The following is a 19596-nucleotide window of genomic DNA, read 5'->3' as shown; positions in this document are numbered from 1 at the left end:
AGTTAAAAGTAGTGGCAAAACAACGGTAATTCATGATATACCCGTTCCAGTAAAACGGGTATTCAAATATTGTTCGCAAGATCGAACATAATAGAAGTGATGAGGAGTTATTGTAAAGGGGCTTGAGTGGGCATGTCAGAACATGAGAATCGTATTTTGGTTGTGGATGATGAAGAAAGAATCCGCAGGCTACTTAAAATGTATCTTGAAAAAGAAGGTTACGAAATTGATGAAGCAGAGGATGGCGAAACAGCGCTTCGTAAAGCAACGGCCGGAGATTACGGCCTGATTTTGCTGGATGTTATGCTACCAGGTATGGATGGTGTTGAGGTATGCACTCGGCTTCGTCAGGTCAAATCTACCCCTGTATTAATGCTTACCGCAAAAGGGGAAGAGATTAACCGTGTACAAGGTTTTGAAGTAGGGGCAGATGATTATGTGGTAAAGCCATTCAGCCCGCGTGAAGTGATTTATCGGGTGAAGGCTATTCTGCGCCGCTCTTCTGCAACAGCGTATCTTTCGAAGGAGAGCAATTCAAGCAACAATATTGTATTTCCACATCTTGTTATTGAGCATGATGCACACCGCGTGACTGCGGGTGGTGAAGAGATCAGTTTGACACCTAAAGAATATGAGTTGTTGCATTACCTTGCAACATCGCCAGATAAGGTTTTCTCCAGAGAAGAATTGCTTAAGGATGTATGGAACTACGAATTTTTCGGTGATCTTCGTACCGTAGATACCCATGTGAAGCGTCTTCGCGAGAAGCTGAACAAGGTATCACCTGAATCGGCAGCGATGATAACAACCGTGTGGGGTGTCGGTTATAAACTGGAAGTACCGAAATAACTTTGCTTTCTGGAGATCACTGGTTGGAAAGTTATGGATCACAATTATATGCCTTGTGGGCTGTGTGCTGATTGCGCTAGGGCTCTTTCTGTTACCCTATATCGATACCAACTTTGCTGAGTCAGAATCTAGGGACATCAAAAGGCTGTTTACTTATATTTGCATTGTTGGATTCAGTCTAACAACGTTTTTTGCATTATTTCTGTTCACCAAAATTACACAGCCTATGCAACAATTAATTCAGGCAGCTAATGCCATCCGTAAAGGGAACTATGGCACGAGACTTTCTCTCCGTACCAATGATGAAATAGGTGAACTTGCAAATACATTTAATCACATGGCTGTTCAACTGGAAGATACCATTCGAAATTTGAATCATGAGAAGGAACATTTGGCGAGCGTGCTGCGAAGCATGACGGATGCCGTGATTACTTTTGATGGTGAAGGCAAGGTCATTTTGACGAATCCGCCTGGTGAGAAAATTATGCAGGCCTGGTATGCTCTAGACTGGGCTCAGGAGGATGAGGGTTTGGATGGTCATCCTTCTGCAAACCCGTCCCGTGATGTTCCCGAACCGCTTGTACCCTTATTCAGACTGGTGATGGAGCAAGGTGGGGACCAGAGTTCCAATGTTCATGTGCAACAAGGAGTATGGTCTGTTCAAATGGCCCCTTTGTATGCAGATAGTGTGGTACGGGGTGCGGTGGCTGTCTTGAGAGATGTTACCGAAGAAGTGAAGATGGAGAAGATGCGCCGGGACTTCGTTGCTAATGTATCTCATGAAATTCGTACACCGTTATCAATGATGCAGGGATACAGCGAGGCTTTACTTGACGGGATGGCAACATCGCCCGAAGAGAGTGAAGAACTGATTCAGGTCATTCACGATGAGTCACTGCGGATGGGTAGACTGGTCAAGGATTTACTTGATCTGGCCCGTATGGATGCAGGGCATACTGACATGAACATGAAGGAAGTTGAACTCGGTGAACTTCTCGAACGTATTTATCGCAAATTTATGGTGCGTTCGAAGGAACAGGGGATTCAACTTCAATTCGAATGCAAACAGCAGATGATCTCACTTCAACAAGCAGATGAAGACAGGCTGGAGCAAGTATTCACGAATTTACTGGATAATGCATTCAGACATACACCTGTTGGTAAAAGTGTGAAAATTTCTGCTGAGCTTGTTACTAACTTGCGTGCTCCTTTTGCCAGAGTGAGTGTAAAAGATCAGGGTGTGGGTATTCCTACATCAGACCTGCCTTTTATTTTTGAACGTTTTTATAAAGCGGATAAAGCTCGCGTTCGGGGAGAAAGTGTGGGAACCGGGCTTGGCTTGGCGATCGTAAAAAACATCGTAGATGCTCATCAGGGCACGATTCATGTCAATAGTGTGCTTGGTGAAGGAACGGAGTTTATATTACAATTTCCGGTAGAATCTTCGAAATAGGTTGATTTTAAACAAAATGTGCCGAAACACCCTCTGATAGAGGGTGTTTTTTTGTTGAAGTATTCCGTTTAATCTTGTTCAACGTGGAACAAGGTCGTATCCTTTTTTGTCCGCAAAAAAATGTCCAAGATAATTTTTGAACACCTCCTTCATAAGATTGAAAAATAAGATGTCTAAGGAGGATTGATTAAAGTATGTCCGATGGACGTAAAAGAGTAAATATTAAAGCGTTTTTGGAAGGGAGATCATTCCGGGCAGGTTCGCCGTTTATACCCATAACAGCTAGTGAACTTGAGCAATATGAGTCGATTCTTCGTTCTCTTGCTGTAACCATTCCCAGTGCAATTAGTCAGCCGAGTGCATCAAATATACTTGCGTTGCAGAACGGATTACGTCAGTTACTTACTTTTGTTAATGAATCTGAGTTCCGAGCTGGGGTAAAAGCGGAGCTTCAAGCTGTATTAGAACTGACCATTGCTTCTTCTGAAGTCATTCCTGTTGCTTTAATTAATCTCGCAGGGAATTTGCAAAATCTGTTGGATGACTTGTTAAGTTTAACATTGCTTTTGGAGGTACCTCCCGAAGTAAAAGATCGGTTAGTCGGATTAATTCGTTCCATATCTATCTCGTTAAGCAGAGCCACAACGACTTTCGGTACGGGGGGGATTACAGGTGCTGCAGGTCCTCCCGGTGTTCCAGGCGTACCAGGGGTCCCTGGAGTTCCTGGATTGAGAGGAGCTACTGGTCCAACAGGTGCAGCAGGGCCAACTGGTTCTGTGGGTGCTGCGGGTGCTGTCGGCCCTATAGGCCCGCAGGGTCCACAAGGACCACAAGGAGCGACAGGAATTCCAGGTGTAGGGTTAAACAATATTACAACGTTTAATCCTGCAGCTGGATCAACTTATGCGCAAGGCCAGGTAGTTAGTTATGATGGAAGTCTTTTTGTGGCTAACGTAAATGGCCCGGTGGGTTTACCTGGAAGTTCACCTGATTACACGCTCTTGCTTGCCGCCGGTTCTACAGGTGCAACTGGGGTTACAGGTGTAGGACTTTCTGGAGCTATTCCTTTTGATGCTGCTCTTGCGCCGGGATATGCTGCAGGTCAAGTGGTTACTTATAATGGCAGTACTTATATTGCCAGTGTAGCAGGTCCGACAGGGACACCGGGTACATCTTCGGACTATACATTGATCGCTGCATCAGGAGTGACAGGAGCTACTGGGGTGGGCCTTAACGGTGCTATCACCTTTGACCCAGCTCAAGCGCCAACGTATTCATCAGGCCAAGTGGTGACGTTCAATGGTAGTACGTATATTACCAATGTCGCTTCACCGACAGGCACGCCTGGAAGTTCACCTGATTATGCATTAATCGCTGGTGCAGGACCGACGGGGGCTACCGGCGCTACAGGTGTGGGGCTCACTGGGATTGTACCATTCGATCCTGCTCAAGCGCCAACATATCCAGCAGATCAGATTGTAACGTCTAATGGTAGCACATATATTACGAATGTCGCCGCGCCAACGGGTACACCTGGAAGTTCACCAGACTATTCGTTGCTTGCTGGAGCAGGCTCAACCGGAGCAACAGGTATAGGTTTAGAGGGAGTTATACCATTTGATCCGGCTGTTGCGCCAACATATTCATCAGGCCAAGTGGTGACGTTCAATGGTAGTACGTATATCACCAACGTGGCTTCACCAACGGGTACACCTGGAAGTTCACCAGATTATACATTACTTGCTGGAGCAGGACCAACAGGAGCTACAGGATCGACAGGAATTACTGGTGCAACTGGAGCGACGGGTGTAGGGTTGAGTGGAATCGTCGCGTTTGACCCAGCAGTAGCCCCAACGTATCCAGCCGGTCAAGTGGTGACGTTCAATGGTAGCACGTACGTCACCAATGTGGCCTCGCCAACGGGCACGCCGGGCACCTCGCCGGATTATACGTTATTAGCAAGTGCAGGAGTCACAGGAGGAACAGGTGCTACTGGGGCGGGTGTAACCGGTAGTACGGGAGTAACAGGGACCACGGGGGCGACGGGTGTAGGATTAAGTGGCATCGTGGCGTTTGACCCAGCAGTAGCCCCAACGTATCCAGCCGGTCAAGTGGTGACGTTCAATGGTAGCACGTACGTCACCAATGTGGCCTCGCCAACGGGCACGCCAGGCACCTCGCCAGACTATACGTTACTAGCAAGTGCAGGGGCTACTGGTGTAACGGGTGTAACTGGGGAAACAGGAATAACAGGTGCGACCGGTATTGCTGGACTGACGGGAACCACGGGAGTAACGGGAGCGACGGGTGAAACCGGGGTGACTGGCACAACGGGTACAGCAGGAGAGACTGGAGCAACTGGTGCAAGCATTACAGGTGCAACAGGAGCCACGGGTGTAGGGTTAAGTGGCATTGTGGCATTTGACCCAGCAGTAGCGCCAACGTATCCAGCCGGTCAAGTGGTGACGTTTGAGGGCAGCACGTATATCACGAATGTGGCTTCGCCCACAGGCACGCCGGGCACCTCGCCAGACTATACGTTACTAGCAAGTGCAGGAGTCACAGGAGGCACTGGTGTAACAGGTGCGACCGGTATTGCCGGAGAGACTGGAGCAACCGGCGCAAGCATTACGGGCGCAACGGGGGCCACGGGTGTAGGATTAAGCGGAATCGTGGCGTTTGATCCAGCAGTAGCCCCGACGTATCCAGCCGGTCAAGTGGTGACATTCAATGGCAGTACGTATATCACGAATGTGGCTTCCCCAACGGGCACGCCGGGCACCTCGCCGGATTATACCTTGATTGCAAGTGCCGGGACGACAGGTGTAACTGGGGGAACGGGCATAACTGGCGCGACCGGTATTGCTGGAGAGACCGGAGCAACCGGCGCAAGCATTACGGGTGCAACGGGGGCCACGGGTGAAACCGGGGTGACTGGTGCAACGGGTATAGCCGGAGTAACCGGAGCAACTGGCGCAAGCATTACGGGTGCAACGGGGGCCACCGGCGTAGGGTTAAGTGGCATTGTGGCATTCGACCCAGCAGTAGCTCCGACGTATCCAGCCGGTCAAGTGGTGACGTTTAACGGTAGTACGTACATCACGAATGTGGCCTCGCCAACGGGCACGCCTGGCACCTCGCCGGATTATACCTTGATTGCAAGTGCAGGGGCGACAGGTGTAACTGGGGGAACGGGAATAACGGGCGCGACCGGTATTGCTGGATTGACCGGAGCAACCGGCGCAAGCATTACGGGTGCAACGGGGGCCACGGGTGTAGGATTAAGCGGAATCGTGGCATTCGACCCAGCAGTAGCTCCGACGTATCCAGCCGGTCAAGTGGTGACATTCAATGGCAGTACGTATATCACGAATGTGGCCTCGCCAACGGGCACGCCTGGCACCTCGCCGGATTATACCTTGATTGCAAGTGCAGGGGCGACAGGTGTAACTGGGGGAACGGGAATAACGGGCGCGACCGGTATTGCTGGATTGACCGGAGCAACCGGCGCAAGCATTACGGGTGCAACGGGGGCCACGGGTGTAGGATTAAGCGGAATCGTGGCATTCGACCCAGCAGTAGCTCCGACGTATCCAGCCGGTCAAGTGGTGACATTCAATGGCAGTACGTATATCACGAATGTGGCCTCGCCAACGGGCACGCCTGGCACCTCGCCGGATTATACCTTGATTGCAAGTGCAGGGGCGACAGGTGTAACTGGGGGAACGGGAATAACGGGCGCGACCGGTATTGCTGGATTGACCGGAGCAACCGGCGCAAGCATTACGGGTGCAACGGGGGCCACGGGTGTAGGATTAAGCGGAATCGTGGCATTCGACCCAGCAGTAGCTCCGACGTATCCAGCCGGTCAAGTGGTGACATTCAATGGCAGTACGTATATCACGAATGTGGCCTCGCCAACGGGCACGCCTGGCACCTCGCCGGATTATACCTTGATTGCAAGTGCAGGGGCGACAGGTGTAACTGGGGGAACGGGAATAACGGGCGCGACCGGTATTGCTGGATTGACCGGAGCAACCGGCGCAAGCATTACGGGTGCAACGGGGGCCACGGGTGTAGGATTAAGCGGAATCGTGGCATTCGACCCAGCAGTAGCTCCGACGTATCCAGCCGGTCAAGTGGTGACATTCAATGGCAGTACGTATATCACGAATGTGGCCTCGCCAACGGGCACGCCTGGCACCTCGCCGGATTATACCTTGATTGCAAGTGCAGGGGCGACAGGTGTAACTGGGGGAACGGGAATAACGGGCGCGACCGGTATTGCTGGATTGACCGGAGCAACCGGCGCAAGCATTACGGGTGCAACGGGGGCCACGGGTGTAGGATTAAGCGGAATCGTGGCGTTTGATCCAGCAGTAGCGCCGACGTATCCAGCCGGTCAAGTGGTGACGTTTAACGGTAGTACGTACATCACGAATGTGGCCTCGCCAACGGGCACGCCTGGCACCTCGCCGGATTATACGTTATTAGCAATTGCTGGGGCGACAGGTGTAACTGGAGAAACGGGAATAACGGGTGCAACGGGGGCTACGGGTGTAACGGGAACGACTGGTGAAACCGGAGTGACTGGTGCAACGGGTATCGTCGGAGTGACTGGAGCAACCGGCGCCACAGGAGTAACGGGAACGACGGGTGAAACCGGGGTGACCGGAGCGACGGGTACTGCCGGAGTAACCGGCGCCACTGGCGCAAGTATAACGGGGACAACAGGAGCCACAGGAGTAACGGGAACAACTGGTGAAACCGGGGTGACCGGAGCGACGGGTATAGCCGGAATAACCGGGGCCACCGGTGCAAGCATTACGGGTGCAACAGGAGCCACAGGAGTAGCGGGAACGACGGGTGAAACCGGGGTGACCGGAGCGACAGGTATAGCCGGAATAACCGGGGCCACCGGTGCAAGCATTACGGGTGCAACAGGAGCCACGGGAGTAACGGGAACGACGGGTGAAACCGGGGTGACTGGTGCAACGGGTATAGCCGGAGTAACCGGCGCCACCGGTGCAAGCATTACGGGTGCAACAGGAGCCACCGGCGCAAGTATTACAGGTGCAACAGGAGCGACGGGTGTGACTGGAGCCACCGGAGTAACAGGAACTTCGGTAACTGCTAACTCAGCATTTGCTGAGAACATTAACGGTACAATTGTTGTTATTTTGGGCGGTACTCTTGTAGCATTACCAAGCAACCAGAATTTTGGCACGGGTATAACTGTCAACGGTACAAGTGATACCTTTACACTGGCTAATGCCGGTCGCTATTTTATCTCTTATCGAATCAATCTGACTGCTGCGTTGGCAATACAATCTCGCGTGTTGCTTAACGGGACAGCTATTTCGGCGAGCGTGGTATCGCCAACACTCTCACTTAATCAATTACAGTCGGAGTTTATTGTTACTGTAACAGCGGGATCTTCAATCCAGCTCCAATTGTTTGGTCTCGCCGGCGCAGCCGTCCTCTCGCCTCCAGGTGCAACATTGACCATTATTCAATTAAGTTAAATCCGAATATGCATTTGTACAAAAAAAGACGAGATCCTTAGTGGGTCTCGTCGTCTTTTTCAAAGTATTGATGATGCCGTTTAACCGAGCACAATCTCAACAGCTGTATTTAATTCAGGCAGAGATGTAAGCTGAACCAACACATCTTTTGGCACTTCTTTATCAACGGTGAGAATCATGATCGCAGCACCACCGATAATTTTACGTCCAACCTGCATGGATGCGATGTTTACGTCATTTTGACCAAGCAAAGTACCTACACGTCCAATGATACCCGGTTTATCGTTGTGCGAGATCAAAATTTGATGGCTTTCCGGTGCAATATCTACAGGGAATTTATCAAGACGAACAATCCGTTCGCCGTATCCTGCAAGAAGCGTACCTGCCACGCGGCGTTCTTCAGCATCTTGTGTTGTTACGAGTGTTACGGTAATTAGGTTTGTGAATCCCTTTGTAGCAGAGGTTTGGCTCACAACAACATTCAGATCACGAATTTTGGCCAAGTGCATGGAGTTGACAATATTGGCTTCTCCGCCCAGATGTCTTGCCAGAATGCCTTTCACTATATAACGTGTGAGCGGTGATGTATCCACTTCTGACAGATCACCCGCGTAGTCAATCCGAATCTCTTGTACTGCATTTTGAGTGATTTGTGCTGCAAAACTACCTAGCGTTTCACCCAATTTAAAGTATGGTTGCAGTTTGTTCATAACGGTAGGTGCGACAGCTGGCATATTAACCGCATTTTTAAATGGTTCATTGCGAAGTATGTGAAGAACTTGTTCAGATACGTCAATCGCTACGTTCTCCTGAGCCTCTACGGTTGATGCACCCAAGTGAGGTGTAACGATAATGCTTGGATGATTCAGGAATGGATGATCTGCTGCAGGTGGTTCACTTTCAAATACGTCGAATGCTGCTCCAGCAACAATTCCTTCATCAATCGCTTCTACAAGCGCCATTTCGTCAACTACACCGCCGCGTGCACAGTTAATAATACGCATGCCTTTTTTCATGACTTCGAACTGCGGACGGGAAATCATATGACGTGTTTCTGGGGTGAGTGGAGTGTGTACAGTCATAAAATCCGCATTACGGATAATATCATCAACACTTGCCAGCTTGACTTGCAGTTTCTCGGCACGCTCCTCTGTGAGGAACGGGTCATAAGCGAGAATGTCCATTCCGAATGCTTTTGCACGTTTGGCTACTTCGCTACCGATTCTTCCCATACCGAGTACACCGAGTGTTTTATTTCTTAACTCCACACCGAGGAACGTTTTACGATCCCATGTACCTTGAATCGTTTTGGCATATGCCTGCGGAATGTGTCGTGCCAGTGCCATCATCATGGCAAAAGTGTGCTCACAAGTCGTAATGGTATTACCGTCAGGTGCATTAATGACAATGATACCGCGTTGTGTAGCAGGTTCCAGTTCAATATTATCTACGCCAACTCCTGCGCGTCCAATCACTTTAAGATTGGTGCCAGCCGTCATAATACGTTCAGTAACACGGGTCTGGCTACGAACGAGTAGGGCATCATAATCTCCGATAATGGCAACAAGCTCATCTTCACTAAGTCCGGTTTTCTTCTCGACAACGACATCACTTGCATCGACCAGCTGCTGAATTCCCAGATCACTGATTGGATCTGACACTAACACTTTGTACATGGTTTCTTCCTCCTTAGGTTTGTATATCTATAATCGTCAAGGTTTGTTCTCCGGCAGGAGACGTTCCTTAAAACCAAAGTGATTCTTCCCTCCAACAACGCGGTGTCGTAGCAGAGGAGTAGGGTAAACTAACAGGGTGATTCCACAGGATTCTTTTATCAAAAACAATCAAAAAAACTCTCAATCCACATACTGCTTGCGCAATAAGGGACGAGAGTTGTCGTGGTACCACCCTAATTCACCGCCGTTTCGCAACGACAGTCTTAGCGGTCAATGAAGACCGAAGAGGATAACGGGTCTAAACCGATTGCACCTACTCCAATTTCAATGCAATAACTCAGGAGCGCTCAAGATCATCTGCCTGCCACCGATTTACACCAACCATCGGCTCTCTGAAAGACAAAGCAACGTCTTTTTTCCATCATCGTGTTTGACGTAACTAATTTTTCATAATGTATCATGGCTTACATGAGCATGTCAATAGGCTTAAATGTTTTAATTCTTAAGGTTGGAGGCCGTGATTTCCGGACCTTCAGAGAGTGTAATCTATCTACTTAGAATTATTTTTATTGAGATTTAAATGCTTTAAACATACTGTTTCGTGAAAGAAAGTTCACTGCATTAATGAAGTAACGTTTTGATGTGATCAACCGGGACTTGGGACAGGTCTTGAACCGGATTGGTTTTTTGGCTATCATTTAGTATACTATCGGATTGGTCAATGAAATTTTTATCAAATAACTTAAGAGGACAGACGCATGCAATGAAAAAAAAGAAATTTCCGAAGTTTAAAATTCAGAAGGCCGAGCCGCAGCAATTAACAGAACGTCTGCTCTTGATCAACCTTTACTTTACCCAAGGGCTAACTTTAATCGTAGGGATCGTATGGATTTTGTTGCAGAAAAGGGATCTATTCGAAGTTCTGGCCTTGCCTGATCATCTTCAGTTTTTATGGTGGGGTCTTGGGCTCGCTGCGATTATGCTAGTCATGGATTTGGTACTGTCCTATGTCATACCTCAGGAAAGTATGGATGATGGTGGCATTAACGAGCTGTTGTTTCGCGGACGTCCAATCTGGCATATTGTATGTATAGCAGCCTTGGTGGCTGTATGTGAGGAGTTGCTTTTCCGCGGCGCAATTCAACACGCAATTGGTCCATACTGGACAAGTATCTTATTTGCAGTTATTCATATTCGCTATCTGCGCCACTGGATTCCTACAGGATGGGTGTTTGTGTCGAGCTATGGATTGGGCTATATTTATTTGCAATCAGGCACATTATGGGCACCGATTCTGTGTCATTTTATCATTGACCTAGTATCTGGATTAGCGATACGTTTTCGGAGGGGATCATGAGTCAGCCATTAAGCAGGGTGAAAACATATGGCAGCCAACGTCAGCGTCGCTCGGACAATAAAGAGAAAACCGGGCGGAACTCAGCTTCACAGACAAGTTTCGTTGCTGAAACGGCAGTTGCTGCCGAAACAGTGGGACTTCCACCAATTACTTCAATTTCTTTACCAAGATCACAACGTGGGTCGAGTGCATCCGCACTGGAAAGTCCGGTATTACCGGAACGAGCGCCTAGTCGCTCCAAGAAAACGGCAAACCAGAAGGAAAGCTCAGTTTCCGAAGCGGGTTCTTTACCCACTCGAACTGAACTTCATCCTTCACGACGTTTGAGATTGAGCAAAAGATTTGTCAATTCACTTATTTTTATTTTCATAATGTTAACCGTTGGTCTGGTTTGGTGGGGGATTAAGGGAGCTCCTCCTTTGAACACCTTCCTCCCATTACCGTGGTAATATTAGTCAGTTTATCCTTTCTCACATTAGTGGTGGCTTTATTGCTTCTTTTTCATATGTGGCGAGAGGCTCATACAACTGTGATTACAGAGGACGAAGTCGAACTTGTGCATCTACCAGCCTCTTTCAACGGAGCGAGGATTATTTTTTTATCAGATACCCATGCACGATTGTTGAAAACAAAAGAAGTTGAGCAGTTGAAGGGGAAAGCCGATTGGGTACTCATCGGGGGCGATATAGCTGAAGAGGGAATATCCTGGTCGATTGTCAGACAAAATATGAGGCTTTTGTCGAGTTTGGCTCCAACCTATACCGTTTATGGAAATCATGACAAAAAAGCAGGCGTGACTCATTTATCTAGACTTTTGGATGATTCGAGCGTGCAGATCCTTCAAGATCAGGATGTATACTTGCAAAAAGGAACGGAACATGTCCGATTGGTCGGATTAGATTATCGTTCGAAACAGGCAGAGAAATTGTTGCGAAATACGAAGGATGGCTGCTCCACAATCGTATTAGTTCACGATCCTTTGGAAGTATTGCGGTTAGACATTGATGTAGATCTGATACTGAGTGGACATACCCATGGAGGACAAATCGTTGTTCCATTGTTAGGACCTGTATTGCTAAGTAAGGCTTATCGGGCTGTAAAGAGCGGCTGGTTTTCCTTGAAACGGAGCGATGAAGATATTCGTTCAGGAAAATTGCTTGTAAGCCGGGGATTTGGTACAAACCATCTTCCCTTCAGGTTAGGTTGTCCCGCAGAGATACATCTCATCACTTTACGTGTTCCTGCAACAAACAGCCCTGATCAATAAGATCAGGGCTGTTTGTTGCACATTACATTTTTCTCGCAGTGGTGCAGTAGCCCTAGCATTGGCATCTATTATCGGGACTGCAATTCGATTGCGCGTGGATCAACAAAGGAATAACCCTTCTTCTCAAGCGATGTTAACAACTCGTCCAGAGCATCGACCGTCCAAGGTAATTCATGCATCAGAATATTACTTCCAGGGTGAAGCTGATCCAGGACATTCTGGATCACTTTGTCTGGTCTGTTTTTAGTGCTCTTATCCCAGTCCAGTGAGCCGTTGGACCATGTCATATACAACATTCCCTCTTCTTTGACGGCATCTTTCAGTGCATCATTTCCGGAGCCAAAAGGGGGTCTGAAAAACTGAGGTTTTTCCCCGGTGATGTCTTTCACAATTTGTTGAACGTCGGTGACCTGTTTCTTAGCTTCTGAACTTGACAATTTCTTCAAATCTTCATGATCCCAAGCGTGGTTACCGATGATCTGTTTTCGGTCATAAATCATTTTCAACAACTTCGGCTGACGTTTGACACGGTCTCCATTTACAAAGAATATGGCTTTGGCGTGATGTTTATCCAAAGTATCCATAAGTGAATTAATCATCTTTTCGTCCTTTGGTCCGTCGTCAAAGGTTAACAAGACCACTTTAGCAGGGTTGGATTCATCATTAGGTTTAATAACATAACTCGAATTCATATGATACGTCTTTTTAACGAGCACTTCCCTTGAGGTTCCGTCCGTGGATGGATTTTTTGGCTTAGTACCGGTTATATTTGTGTCTGTTTTAGGATGAATTTCAGTATCTGTCTCGTTATTTTCAATCTGGGATTCTGCGCTTGGGTTTTCTTCGGTTTTTTTCTCCGTAAGAATGACAGCAGTATCGTCTTTCATATCCTTGGCATCAGATGCAGATTGATTTTGTGCACTGCATGCAGATAGCAATATGCTGGTTATGAGTAACAGCGAGGTAGCACGTTTCAACATTTTCTCAGCTCACTTTCCTGTATTTATGCGGAATGAGATTGTCTTCTACAGCAAACACTACTTTTGATTTTAACACTTAAAGGAGGTTGGTGTAATGAAGGCGTCATCCTTTTTCTGGGGTATAGTCGTTGGTGTTGCAGCCAGTTCTTGGATAGCTAAAGGCAGAATGCCCATGTTGTCTTCAGGTTCATCTCGAAACATGGTTGACCAGGCCAGACATAAAATGATGGAAATGACTTTTCCAGGCATGGATAGCTTCAGTAGCAAACCGGATCATCATGGTGAACCGCACAAGTCGGCATCAAAAACCAGCAGAGTGATCTCACCAAAAGAAAAAGAAGAAAACATGAATATGCTTAAAGATTTTATTCGGACGAACCCGGATGTTAAACATGAAGTAGAGCAGATTTTAAGTCAAACCAATACATCAGTACCGGGTTTGTAACCCGTAACATCCATTAAGAATCATCCACAGTCTTGATTTGATGTGGATTGATTCTTTTTTTTGTTGATTTTACTGCGTGCATTTATAGGTATAAAATGATAACATAACTACATAGATTTATTTTCAGCACATATTGTTTTGTGCTTCATAATCTGTTATAAGACTTGCTTATAAAGGGGAGATCCTGTATGAAAATAGAACGACTAAGTCACGATAAGATACGGATTTTCCTGACCTTTGACGATCTGAGCGAGCGCGGAATACAAAAAGAAGATATGTGGCAGGAATTACCGAAGGTACATGAACTGTTCACTGAAATGATGGACCAGGCTTATTCTGAACTTGGCTTTGATGCTACAGGTCCGCTGGCTGTTGAAGTATTCGCACTTCCCGCTCAAGGGATGGTTGTCATTGTTACTCGTGGAAAATATGATCCGCAACAATATGGTTCAGGTCATGAAGATGATCTTCCTGAAGAAGTATATGAAATGGAAGTTACACTGGAGCAAAGTGACTCCATCGTATACGCATTTAAGGATTTTGAGGTGCTGATTGAAGCTGCCCATATGTTACGTCAACATGTTACGGATGCGGGGAAACTGTATTCTTATAAAAATAAATGGTTCTTACATTTTGAACCGGATGATGTAGACACCGCCAAACATGCCGCATTGATTGCTTTGCTGGCTGAATTTGGAGAAGGTTCTTCGGTCACTCCAGCTGTTATGGAGGAGTATGGAAAGGTCGTTATTCCTGAACAAGCGATTGATGTCATCTGCACACACTTCAAACGTCAGGATTAAACATCGTTATCATCGCGTCACTATTCAGGGGAGGGAATTTCGGTGCTTTTGTTATCGCTTCTAGCTGCAGCAGTTGCTCCGGGTCTCGCCTTGTTAACATACTTTTATCTTAAAGACCGGTATGATTATGAACCACTTCACATGGTTCTGAGAGTATTTCTCATGGGGATTCTGATCGTTCTGCCCGTGATGATTATTCAGCGAGGCATGATGTTGTGGCTTGGAGATAGTCCCCTTCTCGAATCCATCGTAATCTCGGGCGGAGTTGAGGAGTTTGTTAAATGGTTTGTGATCTACCACATTATCTATAATCACACCGAATTTGACGAGCCATATGACGGAATTTTATATTCCGTTGCGGTATCATTGGGCTTCGCTACAGTGGAAAATGTGCTGTACGCATTTGCAGGCAATGCCTCCGTATCAGGTATGTTTCTAAGGGCCCTCCTGCCTGTATCAGGTCATGCGATGTTTGCCGTTATTATGGGATATTACATGGGCAAAGCCAAATTCATTGATGATACGAAGAAGAAACGGTGGTATCTCAGTCTGTCTCTGATTCTTCCGTTTTTCTGGCACGCATTGTATGATGTTATTATGAATATGATGGTGAATCACTGGCTGTGGTTCATCGCGCCTCTGATGGCGGGTCTGTGGTATGGAGCAATAGGCAAGATTACACGGGCTAACAACCGTTCTCCTTTTCGCTTCGTGAAACGAGAGGGATGAGATTAAATTATAAAAATACGGACACACTGGTGGACATAAAGCGTTTAAAACGCAGACCCTGGTGTGTCTTTTTTGTGTTCTAGAAAACAAGGGTACGACGATATGAAACGGGGATATCCAATGACAAGAATCAAGATTAAAATTAGATGCAAACAATGTGGTGAACGTTTCACGTTAAGAGGCAAGAAAGAACGTGGGCGCATTGATACTGGGTTTAAACAGTGCCTTTGTGATAACAAGGATCAATTTGACATTGAAGAAGAGGGCATGGCGACGAGCTATATGTTGCACTAGTCGGCTATATGTTCGATTAAAGTGAAGTCAACAAGCCTTACTCAAAAAAGTCTTAGCTTCATTCGTTAAAGGCAAATTTCGTTCCGGCTGGAAATCGCATGCATAAGAGGACTTTCTTCGACCCACAATAAAGGCAGTGATCAAGGCGTGTCTTGAAATCCACTGAAGTGCATCTTTTACCACCTTTTCGCTCCCTGCTGCGTCACTTTCCCTTGACGTGCCCCGGCACGCCTGCGGTAAACTTCCTGGCTTGGAACGAAAATTCGGCAAAATCTGCTTCCTCCATTGTTTTCAGACACACCCTAGAAGAAAGGAGAATCTACCGTGTATAAACGATTAAGTTCAGTCATGTTTCCGATATTTGCAGTTCTCCTGATCGGCGCACTCGTGTGGGGTTATCAGGAGAATCAGGAGAAGAATGCGATACTGATCAAGGCGGAAAATCAATATCAGCGTGCATTTCACGACCTATCATTCCATATGGATAAATTACATTCGGAGATTGGGAACACGCTTGCTGTACATTCAAGTTCACAGGGGATGCATCGCAAAGGGTTGATGAATGTGTGGAGGCTTACTAGCGAAGCTCAGAATGAAATTAATCAACTGCCGCTCGGCATGCTTCCCTTCAATGAGACTGAGGAGTTCCTCTCGCGTATCTCGAAATTTGCGTATCAGGCATCCATGCGTGACCTGACAAATGAGCCACTCAGTAAGAAGGAAATGGGTAATTTAAAGACACTGTATCAAAATTCTTCGGAGATTAAAAATAGTCTGAAAGAAGTTCAACAGAAAGTATTAGCTGATCGTTTGCGCTGGATGGATGCTGAAACCGTTATGGCAACTCAGGAGCAGACAAACGATAATTCCATCGTGGACGGTTTCCGGACCGTAAATAAAAAAGTAAAAGACTACCCGGAGCTGGATTGGGGCCCTTCCGTCTCTAATATGTTCACCAAACGCTCTGTGAAGAAGCTTGGCGGAATGCCTGTTTCCAGAGAGCAGATCCAGGAGAAGGCCGCCAAATTCTCGAATGTGGAAAGTGGTAAGATTCAGGTTCAGGAGAACGGCAAAGGGACGGACTGGGAATCGTATACCGCCACCATCCAGCATGCCAGAAACGGGAAACTGATGATGGATTTCACACGCAACGGTGGGAAGCTTATCTCGTACAGTGACACCAGAACGGTTGGAGCTAAAAAAGTGTCCCGTCAAGAGGCAATGAAACAAGCGGATCAGTTTCTTGTCAATAAAGGATATAAGGATATGAAAGCTGTCAACTACGATGAGTTCGGTAATTTGGCGAACCTCACGTATGTGCACAAGCAAGGAGATACGTTGATTTATCCAGAAAAAATGTCTGTACGTGTAGGTCTGGATACGGGGGAAGTCACCGGTTTTCAGGCAAGCGACTATGTATATGAGCATAACGACAAACGTCAGATTCCAAAAGCAAAGCTTACGGCTGATCAGGCTCGCAAAAAACTGAATTCAGATTTCAAAGAAAATTATGTTCGCAAATCGTTGATCGAGAATGAATACAGCAAAGAAGTGCTTTGTTATGAATTCGGGGGACGAATCAACGGTTCGCGTTACCGAATTTACATTAATGCCGATACAGGAATGGAAGAGGCGGTTGAAGAGATTAAGCCAGTGAATGCAACCTCCTAAAAGCGTTTAGCAGAATGTGTATTCTCAAAATTAATCATACGAAAACAGACCATTTCAATGGTCTGTTTTTTCTTGTTCCATGTGAGAAAGGTCATGGTATAATAGTCCTTGCAGAGACAAAGATAAATACATAAGTGGCGGTGAACCGATTGTTTCCTAAAATAAATGAAGTGTTGTATATCCAGATCGCATCGGCTGACGAAAAAGAGGAACATAAGGAATACAAATCGCGTATCGCAGATACCGATGATGACAGTTTTTTGATTGAAGTTCCGATGCAGCAGGGGAACAGTCGTTTAAAAAGACTCTTTTTCGGAGAAGAATTGTCCATATCGTATATGAACGAGAGTGGAGTCCGCCATTATTTTAATACTTACGTAACAGGGTTCGAGGAAGATGTCGTTCGTCTGGTCCGCATTCGAAAACCGCTTCCTGATGAGATTTCCAAAATTCAGCGCCGTAGCTTCCTTCGCGTTCACGCCAGTCTTGAATTGGCGATTCAATGTGAAGACCTTACACGTGCGGTCGTGCTGACTGAAGACATCGGAGGCGGAGGATTGTCCGTATACATCGAGCCTGATGTCAAAGTGCAGGAAGAACAAAAGTTGAAATGCTGGCTATTGGTTCCTTATCGCAATGGGTCAATTGACCATGTTCAATTCGAAGCCGAGGTAGTTCGCATTAAAAAGCTGGAATCGGGCCGTGAGTTAGGTATGCTAAAATTTTCACAGATTACGGATTCAGAACGTCAGAAGGTCATCAAATTTTGTTTTGAACGGCAACTGGATTATCGTATGAAGTAGACGTGTGCAGGCATAAAACAGTATTGTACTGGGCAACGTAAGGCAAAAACGGAGAATGTTGCTATGAAGAAACGCTCTGATGCACGGAGAATTGAACATATTTATTGTATGATGTCAAAACGGTTGGAACGAAGAGCGTTGCTATTCATTGGCTTGCTCCTGATCCTCGTTATTCTCTGTCAATTGTTACTGCTTGTCCCGGATTTGAAGAAAATAATGACAACGATTGACCGGCTAGAAGGTACCCCGGTTCATATGCAAAGTAACAGCAAAGACCGGAATGGCTGATTTGTCTGTTTTTGCATCCATGTGTAGAGTGTGGTATAATTTTCACGATGCAGGCAATGCCTGTTTTTTTATTGAGGTTTATCGTTTGAGGAGGAATGCCCCGTTGGCTAGCCAGAACACATCAGAAGACGGGAAGATGAACGTTGCAATTGACGGACCTGCTGGTGCCGGAAAAAGCACGGTGGCCCGCTTGGTTGCAGAGGAACTCGGATACATTTATGTCGATACAGGCGCAATGTACCGTGCAGTATCCTTGCATATGCTTCGGAAAGATATATCTCCGGAAGATATGACTCAGGTACTTCAGGAAGCTCAAGATTTGGTTATTGATTTACAACCGGATCGGGGTGGACAGAAAGTGTTCTGTAATGGCGAGGATGTTACCTCGGAAATCCGCTCCCGTGAAGTAACGGGAATCGTGTCTCGATATGCGCAAATCGAGGGGCTGCGTACACAATTAGTGGATACTCAGCGGCAAATGGCTTTGCGCAAGGGCGTCGTCATGGATGGGCGCGATATCGGAACGACTGTATTGCCCGATGCGGAAGTGAAAATTTTTATGACTGCCAGTGTGCAGGAGCGCGCACTTCGCCGCTTCAAAGAACTGGAACCATCCGATGGGCTGACGTTGGAGCAACTGGAGCGAGATATTGCAACCCGTGATAAGCTGGATGAGAACAGGGAAGTCTCCCCGCTTCGTTGTGCAGAGGACGCGATTGTCTTGGATACAACGAAGATGAATATCCATGAAGTGGTTGACAAAATCGTATCTTATTGCACAATGGTCAGAGGAGAGAGCGGTCTATGATTTACACCTTTTGCAAGACTGTACTGCGGATCATGTATACCATTCTTTTTCGCCTGGAGGCAGTTGGACGGGAAAATATCCCGAAAGACGGCGGTGTACTTTTATGCTCCAATCATATCAGTAACTTTGATCCGCCAACCGTTGGCATCAAAATTCGCCGTCAAGTGAGATTTATGGCTAAAAGCGAACTGTTTGATGTTCCGGTGCTAGGGCCGATTATCAAGGCTGTCGGTGCCTTCCCTGTAAAGCGAGGAGGCGTCAGCAAAGAATCCATCAAAACCTCACTCAATATTTTGCGTGGTGGTGAAGTGCTTGGCATTTTCCCAGCGGGAAGCCGTCATAATGATGGTGGAATTGGTAAAAAAGGAGCAGCGAGTTTTGCTCTCCGCAGCGGTGCTACTGTAATCCCTACTGCTATTATCGGCAACTACAAGCTTTTTCATAAGATGAAAGTAGTATATGGCGCACCGGTCAATTTGGACGAGTTCAAGGAAGACACTTCCGGAGATGCTTTGGAAAGAGCTACCGAGAAAATCATGTCCAAAATTAACGAAATGGTGAAAACAGGCGAGCCTAGTAAGTAAGGCAGGTCTACTGTGAGTGCATGTTTCCATATTTTTGAGGAATGCTATGTGAAGTGCATTTGCA

Annotated in this window: 16 protein-coding genes and 1 other annotated feature; of the genes, 13 read left to right on the top strand and 3 right to left on the bottom strand. The window is 46.9% G+C overall.

Going from position 1 to position 19596, the window contains the following annotated elements; all coding sequences use genetic code 11:
• Nucleotides 1-132: 132 nt before the first annotated feature.
• The 3 genes from MHI38_RS05455 to MHI38_RS05445 all read left to right on the top strand — a co-directional run bounded on the left by MHI38_RS05455 (nucleotide 133) and on the right by MHI38_RS05445 (nucleotide 7827).
• Nucleotides 133-849: a response regulator transcription factor gene (locus MHI38_RS05455; protein WP_110894386.1), complete on the top strand. Its 717-nt coding sequence runs from the start codon at nucleotides 133-135 to the stop codon at nucleotides 847-849.
• A 55-nt stretch (nucleotides 850-904) separates the two neighbouring features.
• On the top strand, nucleotides 905-2302 hold the full coding sequence (locus MHI38_RS05450) for a cell wall metabolism sensor histidine kinase WalK (RefSeq protein ID WP_261769245.1): 1398 nt from the start codon (nucleotides 905-907) through the stop codon (nucleotides 2300-2302).
• A 194-nt stretch (nucleotides 2303-2496) separates the two neighbouring features.
• Complete coding sequence (locus MHI38_RS05445; RefSeq protein WP_341181030.1) at nucleotides 2497-7827, top strand: BclA C-terminal domain-containing protein; 5331 nt, start codon at nucleotides 2497-2499, stop codon at nucleotides 7825-7827.
• Nucleotides 7828-7907: 80 nt separating this feature from the next.
• On the opposite strand, the gene serA is transcribed toward MHI38_RS05445, so the two are convergent.
• The gene (serA, locus tag MHI38_RS05440; protein WP_090917287.1) at nucleotides 7908-9503 is read right to left on the bottom strand and encodes a phosphoglycerate dehydrogenase; all 1596 of its coding nucleotides are present in this window, start codon (nucleotides 9501-9503) and stop codon (nucleotides 7908-7910) included.
• Nucleotides 9504-9706: 203 nt separating this feature from the next.
• Nucleotides 9707-9937: a binding site (T-box leader), on the bottom strand.
• Nucleotides 9938-10266: 329 nt separating this feature from the next.
• On the opposite strand from serA, the gene MHI38_RS05435 reads away from it, so the two are divergent.
• Nucleotides 10267-10860 (top strand): type II CAAX endopeptidase family protein, encoded by a 594-nt coding sequence (locus MHI38_RS05435; RefSeq protein ID WP_090917285.1) that lies wholly within the window; start codon nucleotides 10267-10269, stop codon nucleotides 10858-10860.
• A 40-nt stretch (nucleotides 10861-10900) separates the two neighbouring features.
• Here MHI38_RS05435 and MHI38_RS05430 read toward each other — a convergent pair whose 3' ends face one another.
• Nucleotides 10901-11101 (bottom strand): hypothetical protein, encoded by a 201-nt coding sequence (locus MHI38_RS05430; protein WP_341181029.1) that lies wholly within the window; start codon nucleotides 11099-11101, stop codon nucleotides 10901-10903.
• Nucleotides 11102-11365: 264 nt separating this feature from the next.
• On the opposite strand from MHI38_RS05430, the gene MHI38_RS05425 reads away from it, so the two are divergent.
• Entirely contained in the window at nucleotides 11366-12127 is a 762-nt protein-coding gene (locus MHI38_RS05425) for a metallophosphoesterase (RefSeq protein ID WP_341181904.1), read from the top strand.
• A gap of 68 nt (nucleotides 12128-12195) precedes the next feature.
• On the opposite strand, the gene MHI38_RS05420 is transcribed toward MHI38_RS05425, so the two are convergent.
• Nucleotides 12196-13107 (bottom strand): polysaccharide deacetylase family protein, encoded by a 912-nt coding sequence (locus tag MHI38_RS05420; protein ID WP_341181028.1) that lies wholly within the window; start codon nucleotides 13105-13107, stop codon nucleotides 12196-12198.
• A 94-nt stretch (nucleotides 13108-13201) separates the two neighbouring features.
• On the opposite strand from MHI38_RS05420, the gene MHI38_RS05415 reads away from it, so the two are divergent.
• The 8 genes from MHI38_RS05415 (at nucleotide 13202) to MHI38_RS05380 (ending at nucleotide 19532) form a co-directional block, all read left to right on the top strand.
• Complete coding sequence (locus tag MHI38_RS05415) at nucleotides 13202-13552, top strand: hypothetical protein (RefSeq protein ID WP_341181027.1); 351 nt, start codon at nucleotides 13202-13204, stop codon at nucleotides 13550-13552.
• Nucleotides 13553-13740: 188 nt separating this feature from the next.
• Nucleotides 13741-14355: a genetic competence negative regulator gene (locus tag MHI38_RS05410; RefSeq protein WP_090917274.1), complete on the top strand. Its 615-nt coding sequence runs from the start codon at nucleotides 13741-13743 to the stop codon at nucleotides 14353-14355.
• A gap of 42 nt (nucleotides 14356-14397) precedes the next feature.
• On the top strand, nucleotides 14398-15084 hold the full coding sequence (gene prsW, locus MHI38_RS05405; protein WP_154957591.1) for a glutamic-type intramembrane protease PrsW: 687 nt from the start codon (nucleotides 14398-14400) through the stop codon (nucleotides 15082-15084).
• 618 nt (nucleotides 15085-15702) lie between these two features.
• A complete protein-coding gene (ypeB, locus tag MHI38_RS05400; protein ID WP_341181026.1) occupies nucleotides 15703-17049 on the top strand; it encodes a germination protein YpeB in 1347 nt (448 codons plus the stop codon).
• Between the two features lie 149 nt (nucleotides 17050-17198).
• Entirely contained in the window at nucleotides 17199-17852 is a 654-nt protein-coding gene (locus MHI38_RS05395) for a flagellar brake protein (protein WP_154890629.1), read from the top strand.
• Nucleotides 17853-17963: 111 nt separating this feature from the next.
• The gene (locus MHI38_RS05390; RefSeq protein ID WP_186809732.1) at nucleotides 17964-18140 is read left to right on the top strand and encodes a hypothetical protein; all 177 of its coding nucleotides are present in this window, start codon (nucleotides 17964-17966) and stop codon (nucleotides 18138-18140) included.
• 103 nt (nucleotides 18141-18243) lie between these two features.
• Nucleotides 18244-18948 carry a (d)CMP kinase gene (gene cmk, locus MHI38_RS05385; RefSeq protein ID WP_090917262.1) on the top strand — a complete coding sequence of 235 codons (705 nt, stop codon included), beginning with the start codon at nucleotides 18244-18246 and terminating at the stop codon, nucleotides 18946-18948.
• Nucleotides 18945-19532: a lysophospholipid acyltransferase family protein gene (locus MHI38_RS05380; RefSeq protein ID WP_145331754.1), complete on the top strand. Its 588-nt coding sequence runs from the start codon at nucleotides 18945-18947 to the stop codon at nucleotides 19530-19532. The genes cmk and MHI38_RS05380 overlap by 4 nt, the downstream gene beginning before the upstream one ends.
• Nucleotides 19533-19596 lie beyond the last annotated feature (64 nt).

This window comes from Paenibacillus sp. FSL K6-1558 (assembly GCF_038002565.1).
GTDB lineage: Bacteria > Bacillota > Bacilli > Paenibacillales > Paenibacillaceae > Paenibacillus > Paenibacillus polysaccharolyticus.
Note: the sequence above shows the minus strand (reverse complement) of the source record. Positions and strands in the feature narration are given on the sequence as shown.